Raw genomic sequence first — 1,027 nt, forward strand, 5'->3', positions numbered from 1 at the left:
AAATAAGCTAATCCCCGCTTGCCTGACGCGACGAAGGGCGCAATCCTTGAGCCCGTCCATGCCCCGAGAAGCCTTATGAAATACCTGTTGTGCGGCGTGCTGCTGGTCGCGAGTCAGGCCGGCGCGCAAGTGCCGAGCCAATTGGCCACCTGCACTCGCAGCGCCACCCTGTTGGCCTGCGTCGATGCCCAGGGCAACGCGTACAGCGTCGCCACCGTGGGCAGCACCACCTATTTGCGAGGGTTCGAGGTAATCGGCAAGCGCTACTGGGCCCAGACCAACAGCCGTTATGGCCAGTTGACGTTTTTTACCGGGCTGGCCTCCGATGGTGAGGCATGGGTTGGCTACACGCGGCGCGTGGGCTGGACCACGATCAACCGGTTTTCCAGCTCCGGCGGCGCCAGCGCCAAGTTCACGTGTAGCCGCATCACCGGCTGCTAGGCCTGGCCGTTCTTCTGCTGCTGGGCCCAGGCCATGTAGCTGTTGATCGGTGGGTTTTTCTGGAAGTAGCGCTGCAACACTTCAAACATGCAATCCGCGATTGTCTGTTTATGACTCGGAGTGACCAGCCGCTGGCTGTATCGGACATTGGAGATAAAGCCGGTTTCCACCAGGGATGACAGCACGTCCCACGACTTGAGGACCACGAACCCCGCCTGCTCCACCCGCTTTTGATGCCACGTGGTTATGCCCGCCCGGCTTCCCAGTCCCTTCTTGCCCCATTACAGGCTGGCGGCCAGGTTTGCGCTTAGCGCCATATCGAGGATGAGCCGGGCGAGAGTCGGGTCCTTGTCCTTGAGGTTGAGCAGGCTGGTGGCGCCCATCAGGTCGGCGCCGTTTTCCCGCTGTGCCATGAAGCGCGCCGTTGCCGAAGTGGCACCGCCTTCGGACAAGGCATACACCGAAGCCCCCGATGCCGTCAGCCGTGGTGCCGCATCTGCGTGGACCGAGATAAACATATCGGCCTTGTAGCGCCGGGCAATCTCCACCCGTTTGCGCAGCGGTACGAAGAAATCATCGTTGCGTA

General features: G+C 61.5%; 3 protein-coding genes. 1 reads left to right on the forward strand and 2 read right to left on the reverse strand.

Features of this window, described 5'->3' with window-relative positions; translation table 11 throughout:
• Positions 1-75 precede the first annotated feature (75 nt).
• A complete protein-coding gene (locus ASU03_RS18740) occupies positions 76-441 on the forward strand; it encodes a hypothetical protein (RefSeq protein ID WP_057833265.1) in 366 nt (121 codons plus the stop codon).
• Here ASU03_RS18740 and ASU03_RS21205 read toward each other — a convergent pair.
• Together ASU03_RS21205 and ASU03_RS21210 are read right to left on the reverse strand one after the other, a co-directional pair.
• The gene (locus ASU03_RS21205) at positions 438-665 is read right to left on the reverse strand and encodes an N-acetylmuramoyl-L-alanine amidase (protein WP_197411291.1); all 228 of its coding nucleotides are present in this window, start codon (positions 663-665) and stop codon (positions 438-440) included. The genes ASU03_RS18740 and ASU03_RS21205 overlap by 4 nt on opposite strands.
• A gap of 57 nt (positions 666-722) precedes the next feature.
• Positions 723-1,027, reverse strand: a 305-nt coding sequence (locus tag ASU03_RS21210; protein WP_197411292.1) for an N-acetylmuramoyl-L-alanine amidase, incomplete at its 5' end; no start/stop codon positions are given.

The sequence above is a fragment of the Colwellia sp. TT2012 genome (genome assembly GCF_001440345.1).
Classification (GTDB): domain Bacteria; phylum Pseudomonadota; class Gammaproteobacteria; order Enterobacterales; family Alteromonadaceae; genus Colwellia.

Coding starts and splice junctions, on each gene's coding strand:
- ASU03_RS18740 (WP_057833265.1), top strand. CDS start 76: ATGAAATACCTGTTGTGCGGCGTGCTGCTGGTCGCGAGTCAGGCCGGC.